7 protein-coding genes are annotated in these 7056 nt (G+C 40.3%); 6 read left to right on the top strand and 1 reads right to left on the bottom strand.

Annotated elements, in window-relative coordinates; all coding sequences use genetic code 11:
* Positions 1-407 (bottom strand): M14 family zinc carboxypeptidase (locus FW757_RS20185; protein ID WP_446441622.1); only part of this gene is annotated, 407 nt, incomplete at its 3' end.
* A 1125-nt stretch (positions 408-1532) separates the two neighbouring features.
* Between FW757_RS20185 and FW757_RS20180 the strand changes: the two genes are divergently transcribed.
* The 6 genes from FW757_RS20180 to cyoE all read left to right on the top strand — a co-directional run bounded on the left by FW757_RS20180 (position 1533) and on the right by cyoE (position 7042).
* Positions 1533-1946: a hypothetical protein gene (locus FW757_RS20180; protein WP_182719109.1), complete on the top strand. Its 414-nt coding sequence runs from the start codon at positions 1533-1535 to the stop codon at positions 1944-1946.
* A gap of 247 nt (positions 1947-2193) precedes the next feature.
* Positions 2194-3117 (top strand): ubiquinol oxidase subunit II, encoded by a 924-nt coding sequence (gene cyoA, locus FW757_RS20175; protein ID WP_145241343.1) that lies wholly within the window; start codon positions 2194-2196, stop codon positions 3115-3117.
* A gap of 2 nt (positions 3118-3119) precedes the next feature.
* Positions 3120-5123 carry a cytochrome o ubiquinol oxidase subunit I gene (gene cyoB, locus FW757_RS20170; protein ID WP_446441621.1) on the top strand — a complete coding sequence of 668 codons (2004 nt, stop codon included), beginning with the start codon at positions 3120-3122 and terminating at the stop codon, positions 5121-5123.
* Entirely contained in the window at positions 5120-5740 is a 621-nt protein-coding gene (gene cyoC / locus FW757_RS20165) for a cytochrome o ubiquinol oxidase subunit III (RefSeq protein ID WP_145241348.1), read from the top strand. Before cyoB ends, cyoC begins: the two co-directional genes overlap by 4 nt.
* Entirely contained in the window at positions 5740-6099 is a 360-nt protein-coding gene (cyoD, locus tag FW757_RS20160) for a cytochrome o ubiquinol oxidase subunit IV (protein ID WP_149982037.1), read from the top strand. The genes cyoC and cyoD overlap by 1 nt, the downstream gene beginning before the upstream one ends.
* Before the next feature lie 46 nt (positions 6100-6145).
* Positions 6146-7042, top strand: a complete 897-nt coding sequence (cyoE, locus tag FW757_RS20155) for a heme o synthase (RefSeq protein ID WP_182719108.1) — start codon at positions 6146-6148, stop codon at positions 7040-7042.
* Positions 7043-7056 lie beyond the last annotated feature (14 nt).

The following is a 7056-nucleotide window of genomic DNA, read 5'->3' as shown; positions in this document are numbered from 1 at the left end:
GTTTGCAGCTGTGCGCCATCGGGATTGACCATAGGAATGATCATCAGTGATAGTTTGTTTTGCCAATTTTCTCGCCATGCATCATTTTTTGTTTCGATTGCATAGCTTAAAAAATCCGTTAATGCGGCACTTGCCGTATTTTCATCACCATGCATTTGGCTCCACATCATAACTTTGATTGGCCCCGAGCCAATATAAAATGCATCAATTGATTTACCTAAGAATGATTGACCTAAATTTTTTCGCTCTATGCTGGGGTGAGCAGCTAACGTATCTAGTAAAGGAGCAAGATCAGCGTGTGTAATCGCTGCTTTGTTTAATCCTTTAATTTGGTGCATTGCGATTGGTGCGGCAGTTAAGCTAAATGAGTAACTAAGTAAGCTAACTAGTATGGTTTTGCGAATCATATTAATATCCTGTTATTCTTATTTTGCATTTTTTTAAGAATATAATATTAAACTGGATCGGTCCAAAATTATCTTCACTTTAAGTGAAATCATTTCTCATAACTGTGATGCTTTACGGGCTTTATTTTCAATTGATTGTTTATTATAAAATAATATCTTTTGATAAAGTTTTTTGTGAACATTTAAGTTGATTTTAGGGCTAAAATTTAGACTAAAGTCTATGGGTTAATTTTTTTCATCTATCAGATTTATTTTTATCAGTTGTAAGCTTTGAGCTATTACACTAAATTTAGTTTCAAGGAAGCGAAATGAACAAGCCGCTTACAAAGAATCTTTATAATTGTGTGTGAAGATGTTGTCAAAGGCGGTTCAAGTTTAGTACAAACTGGGCTTGAACTGTTTTTATTTTACTGCCACATGATTAGACTAACTGAAAGTTTGTCACTGAATTACAGTGTTTATTGAACAACGCTAAAACTGAATCTTTATAATTGTGTGTGAAGATGTTGTCAAAAAGACAGTTCAAGTTTAGTTAACCTGAGCTTGAACTGCTTTTATTTACTGCCACGCGATTAAATGAACTTATTGTTCATCAGTGAATCTACAATACGTATTGAAAAATATTAGAACCGAATCTTTATAATTGTGTGTGAAGATGTTGTCAAAAAGACGACTCAAGTTAGGGGATAACTTGGCTTGAGTTGCTTTTTATTTTAACCGACATGCAGTTAGATGGCGAAGCAGCCAATACCAAATTCAATAGCGAATACGCTATTAAACGAATCTTTATAATTGTGTGTGAAGATGTTGTCAAAAAGACGACTCAAGTTAGGGGATAACTTAGCTTGAGTTGCTTTTTATTTTCTAAAAGCCGCCAATTATCATTTAAGTTATTTTTAAAGCGCCAGTATGGCGCTTTTTTTATAGCTGTAATTCAACATATTAATAAAAAGTTAGCCCGCTATGTTGTTTTATACTTGTAGCTTGTGTTGACTTTGTTATAATCCTCCCGAAATTTCAGTAATTACTGAAACTTTATTGATGAAGATCATAACAACGAAGTGGAAAATAGCGTAAAGCCAGTCGCTTTACTTCGTAATATATAACCAATAAGGCCATATACGTTTGAATTCGCAAAATTGTCCGCCAGCAAAAACGCACTCTACGCTTAGTAGATGGCAGTTGCGTGCGCGTGCACTTTTTGCCGGACGAGAGCTGCTTTCTGTATTAGTTATTTTATTAATTAATTCAGCCATGCTGGTAAATGGTAGTATTGAAGATGCGACAGAGCTAAAAAGCTTATTAACTGAAGGGGCTGTATATGAGTCATCTTTAATTAATGTATTGGGCTTTTTGGCATATCCAGTTGTGTCGTGCCAGTTACTCATTGGTTTATGTTGGTTGATTTTTCACTTTTTCCCAGCGCGTCGTGCTGGGGTTATTTTACGCAAAGCAGCCTTTGCTTTTCGTCAAACAAAAACATCTTTAGTAGTACACAGCGCTCATGGTTGTCGTGCTCCACCTCTTGTTAATGGTTGAACGCTACTCGTTATAGATAGTTTGGCTTTTTAACTATTCTGCTGATTCTGTCCGCTGTAATAACGCTTAGCCGCAGTGTACCTGCGATTCAACCAACACCCTCAAATTCCTTTATTACTTTTTTGATGCTTAGTATTTTTTATGGCGCTAAAAAGTTACCTGAGGAATATTCAAACCGTTGTTTTTACGCTTTTATTTAGAGTTGTAGGGGCAGCACATATCAAATTTTAGGTTGTAGGATAGTCCTTTGTTAATTCGAAACCTCTGTAATATTGCTCTGGGCACAACTGTGCTCGCACTGACTGGCTGTAAAGGCGGGGTGCTTGATCCAAAAGGGCAAGTTGGGATAGATGAAAAAAATCTGATCATCATTGCCACTGTGCTGATGTTAATTGTGGTTATTCCTGTGATTGTGATGACCTTGTATTTCGCGTGGAAATATCGCGATGGCCAAGAACAGCAAATTTATGCGCCAAAATGGGCACACTCAGGAAAAATTGAAGCCGCAGTCTGGGCCATTCCTATTGTGATAGTGATTGTACTGGGTGTCATTACTTGGCAATCAACGCAACAGCTTGACCCTTATAAACCGCTTGAAGGTAAAGGCAAACACTTAACAGTTGAAGTGGTATCACTGAATTGGAAATGGCTGTTTATTTATCCTGAGCAAGGTATTGCTACGGTTAATGAATTGGTATTTCCAGCCAATGTACCAGTGGAATATAAAATCACCTCAGAAAGTACCATGAACTCATTTTTCATCCCACAACTAGGTAGTCAAATCTACTCGATGGCGGGCATGGAAACTAAGTTGCATTTAATTGCTAATGAACCGGGTACGTTTAAAGGCTTTTCTGCTAACTACAGCGGTGCAGGTTTTACTGGTATGAAATTTAATGCCATAGCTACGCCAACGCAAGCTGACTTTGATACGTGGGTAAACAAAGTGAAAAGCCAAGCTAATACGCTCACTAAAGCGAATTATGATGCACTGGCATTACCGAGTGAAAACAACCCGGTGACTTATTTTGCTGATGTTGATGATGGCTTGTTCCACACCATCATTATGAAATATATGCAAGCACATGGTGATATGAACAAAATGCACAGTGCAATGCCTGAGCACAGCGGTCATGAAAATCACACAATGCACAGCGAGGGCGAGGAATAATTATGTCGTTATTTGGAAAATTAACATTAGATGCTATTCCGTTCCATGAACCTATTTTGATGGTGACAATGGCGGTAGTAGTGATTGCAGCAGCATTGATTGCCGCTTTGGTCACAAAATATAAAAAATGGGGCGTGCTATGGCACGACTGGATCACCTCAATCGATCATAAGCGCTTAGGCGTGATGTACATCATTCTTGCCTTGATCATGCTGTTTCGTGGTTTCTCCGATGCCATTATGATGCGAGCACAATTGGCGTTAGCCACAGGTGGCGCCACAGGCTATTTGCCGCCGGAGCATTATGACCAAATCTTCACCGCGCATGGGGTGATCATGATCATCTTTATGGCAATGCCATTTATGATTGGTTTAATGAACATTGTATTACCGCTGCAAATTGGTGCGCGTGATGTGGCATTTCCGTTTTTAAATAACTTAAGTTTTTGGTTAACTGCAGGTGGTGCAATATTAATTAATATTTCATTGTTCTGTGGTGAGTTTGCGAAAACAGGTTGGGTGGCGTATCCGCCGCTATCGGAGATGTCTTTCAGCCCTGGGGTCGGGGTCGATTATTATATTTGGGCGCTGCAAATATCAGGTATTGGTACACTATTAACGGCGGTAAACTTTTTAGTGACTGTGTTTAAAATGCGTGCCCCTGGTATGCGTTTAATGCAAATGCCTATTTTCACCTGGACATGTACATGGGCAAATATCTTAATTGCTGCATCATTCCCAATCTTAACTGCGGTGTTGACTATGTTAACGCTAGACCGTTATTTAGATTTCCACTTCTTTACTAATGAAGCTGGCGGTAACGCCATGATGTACATCAACCTGTTCTGGGCTTGGGGTCATCCTGAAGTGTATATCTTGATTTTACCTGCGTTTGGTATTTTCTCTGAAGTTATCTCGACCTTTACCGGTAAACGTTTATTTGGTTATAAATCTATGGTTTATGCCAGCGGTGCAATTTCTATCTTAGGTTTTATTGTTTGGTTACACCATTTCTTCACTATGGGGTCCAGTGCTAATGTTAATGCCTTCTTTGGCGTAATGACCATGGTCATTGCGGTGCCCACCGGAGTGAAACTGTTTAACTGGTTATTTACTATTTATCGTGGTCGTTTACGCATCACAGTTCCTGTACTTTGGACACTTGGCTTTATGGTGACCTTTACCATCGGCGGGATGACAGGGGTACTACTAGCAATCCCAGGTGCTGATTATGTATTACACAATAGCCTCTTCCTGATTGCACATTTTCATAACACCATCATCGGTGGTGCGGTATTTGGATACTTGGCTGGTTTTGCATTTTGGTTCCCTAAAGCAATGGGCTTTAAACTTCATGAAGGTTGGGGTAAGGCGTCTTTCTGGTGTTGGTTAATTGGTTTCTTTGTTGCATTTATGCCGCTATACGTTCTTGGTTTCTTAGGTATGACACGTCGCTTAAACCACACCAATAACCCAGATTGGAATATCTGGTTGTACATTGCCTTTGTCGGTGCGGTGATCATTATGTTTGGTATTTTGTTCCAAGTTGTACAGCTTATTGTGAGCTTTAAAAATCGCGAAGCATTAAAAGATACAACCGGCGATCCGTGGAATGGACACACACTTGAGTGGTCAACATCGTCACCACCACAATACTATAACTTCGCTACTATACCGCATGTACACGATATCGATACTTGGACTGATATGAAAGAAAAAGGCCAAGCGTATCAACAACAAGCAAGCTATGCGCCTATTCATATGCCAAAAAATACTTCGGCAGGGGTGATGATGAGTGCGTGTTTTACCACATTCTGTTTTGCCATGATTTGGCATATTTGGTGGTTGGCAATTGTCGGTGTTATTGCTGGCATCACGGTATTCTTTAAGCGCTGTTACACCAGTGATGTTGATTACTACGTGCAACCAGAAGAAATTCTTGAAATTGAAAGTGCACATAATAAAAGTGCAACAACATTTAACCAAGGTAAGGAGTTCAGCGCATGAGTGCTACCTCTGCAGATATAAATATCATCAATCATGATGCCCATGCTCACGAGCATCATGATACTGGTGGCGATACGGTATTTGGTTTTTGGCTTTACTTAATGACCGACTGCTTATTGTTTGCCTCATTTTTTGCAACCTACGCTGTGCTTTATATGAATACAGCGGGTGGCGTATCTGGCAAAGATATTTTTGAACTGGACTTTGTAGCGGTTGAAACTGCTGCATTGCTACTAAGTAGTATCACTTTTGGTTTTGCGATGATCTCAGCTCATGCGCAAAAGAAGGCCGCTACATTAACGTGGCTGGCAATTACTTTTGCTTTTGGTGCTGTGTTTATTGGTATGGAAATTTATGAATTTCATCATTTAATTGCCCATGGTAATGGCCCGCAGCGCAGCGCATTTTTAACCTCGTTCTTCTCTTTAGTAGGCTTACACGGTATGCACGTAACCGCTGGTCTGATTTGGATGGCGACGATGATGTTCGAAGTGTCACGTCGTGGTTTAAACCCAGCAACCGTTACACGTTTAAGTTGCTTAAGTTTGTTTTGGCACTTTTTAGATGTGGTATGGATCTGCGTATTTACCGTTGTTTACTTAATGGGAGTGATGTAATGAGCCACAGTGAATCACATGTATTAAATGAGCTACATACACAAAGCCATAGTGATGCTTCACATGGCAGTGTTAAAGACTATTTAATAGGTTTTGTTTTATCAATCATTCTAACGGCCATTCCATTTTGGGCGGTGATGAGCGGTACATTGTCAAAACCAACCACATTTGCCTGTGTTGTCGTAATGGCCATTGTGCAAATTTGGGTGCATTTAAAATACTTCTTGCACCTGAACTTTACCACCGAAGACGGTAAAGCCAGTTCGTTATCGTTTATCTTCAGTGCGCTGATCATCGTCATGGTGGTTGGCCTGTCTGTATGGATCATCTACGAATCGAACGCCATGATGATGTACTAGCCCCAGCTAGTACGTTTTCGTAAAGCAAAGAATAGGGGAACTGCAGATGTTTCGTCGTTATTTAAAGGTCACTAAGCCCGGTATTATCATGGGTAATTTGATCTCGGTTGCGGGTGGGTTTTTACTCGCCTCGCGTGGTGATATTGATGGCTGGCTAATGCTTGCTACATTAGTTGGCTTATCGCTGGTGGTAGCCTCAGGTTGCGTGATCAATAATGTGATCGACCGTGATATTGATATTCGCATGGCGCGCACGCGAACACGGGTAACCGTTACCGGTGAAATGTCTGCAACCACGGCTTTGCTGCATGGCACAGTACTTGGCTTACTAGGCTTTGCTTTACTAATGGTTTTTACTAACTGGATTGCGGTATTTTTTGCTGTGTTTGGTTATGTCATATACGTGGGTGTTTACAGCTTATATATGAAGCGTCGCTCAGTGTATGGCACGTTTATCGGTAGTTTATCAGGAGCAGTACCACCAGTGGTAGGGTACTGCGCTGTTTCAGCACAGTTTGATGTTGGCGCGTTGATCTTATTAGTAATGTTTAGTTTGTGGCAGATGCCGCACTCTTATGCGATTGCTATTTTTCGTTATAAAGACTATCAAGCTGCGCGTATTCCGGTATTACCGGTAGCGCAAGGTATTGATAAAGCTAAACATCATATTGTGTTGTATATCGCGGTATATGCGTTAGTGGTAATGTTATTAACCATTGGCGGTTATACCGGTATGGCTTTTTTAGCTGTTGCTTGCACTACTAGTTTTTGGTGGTTATTAATGGCGCTGCGAGGTTATCGTCGTAATATTGATATTAGTGGTTGGGCACGCCAAGTATTTGCGTTTTCAATTGTGAATATCACTGCACTGAGTATCGCCATGGCAGTTGATTACCAAAGTCTTACACCACAATTACTTGCTATATACCCAAACTGCCTCTAGATGCAGAATTCAGC

It is taken from the genome of Pseudoalteromonas sp. 1181_04, from assembly GCF_052850545.1.
This window is presented reverse-complemented; position numbering and strand designations above follow the sequence as displayed.

Coding starts and splice junctions, on each gene's coding strand:
- cyoB (WP_446441621.1), top strand. CDS start 3,120: ATGTCGTTATTTGGAAAATTAACATTAGATGCTATTCCGTTCCATGAA.
- cyoC (WP_145241348.1), top strand. CDS start 5,120: ATGAGTGCTACCTCTGCAGATATAAATATCATCAATCATGATGCCCAT.
- cyoD (WP_149982037.1), top strand. CDS start 5,740: ATGAGCCACAGTGAATCACATGTATTAAATGAGCTACATACACAAAGC.
- cyoE (WP_182719108.1), top strand. CDS start 6,146: ATGTTTCGTCGTTATTTAAAGGTCACTAAGCCCGGTATTATCATGGGT.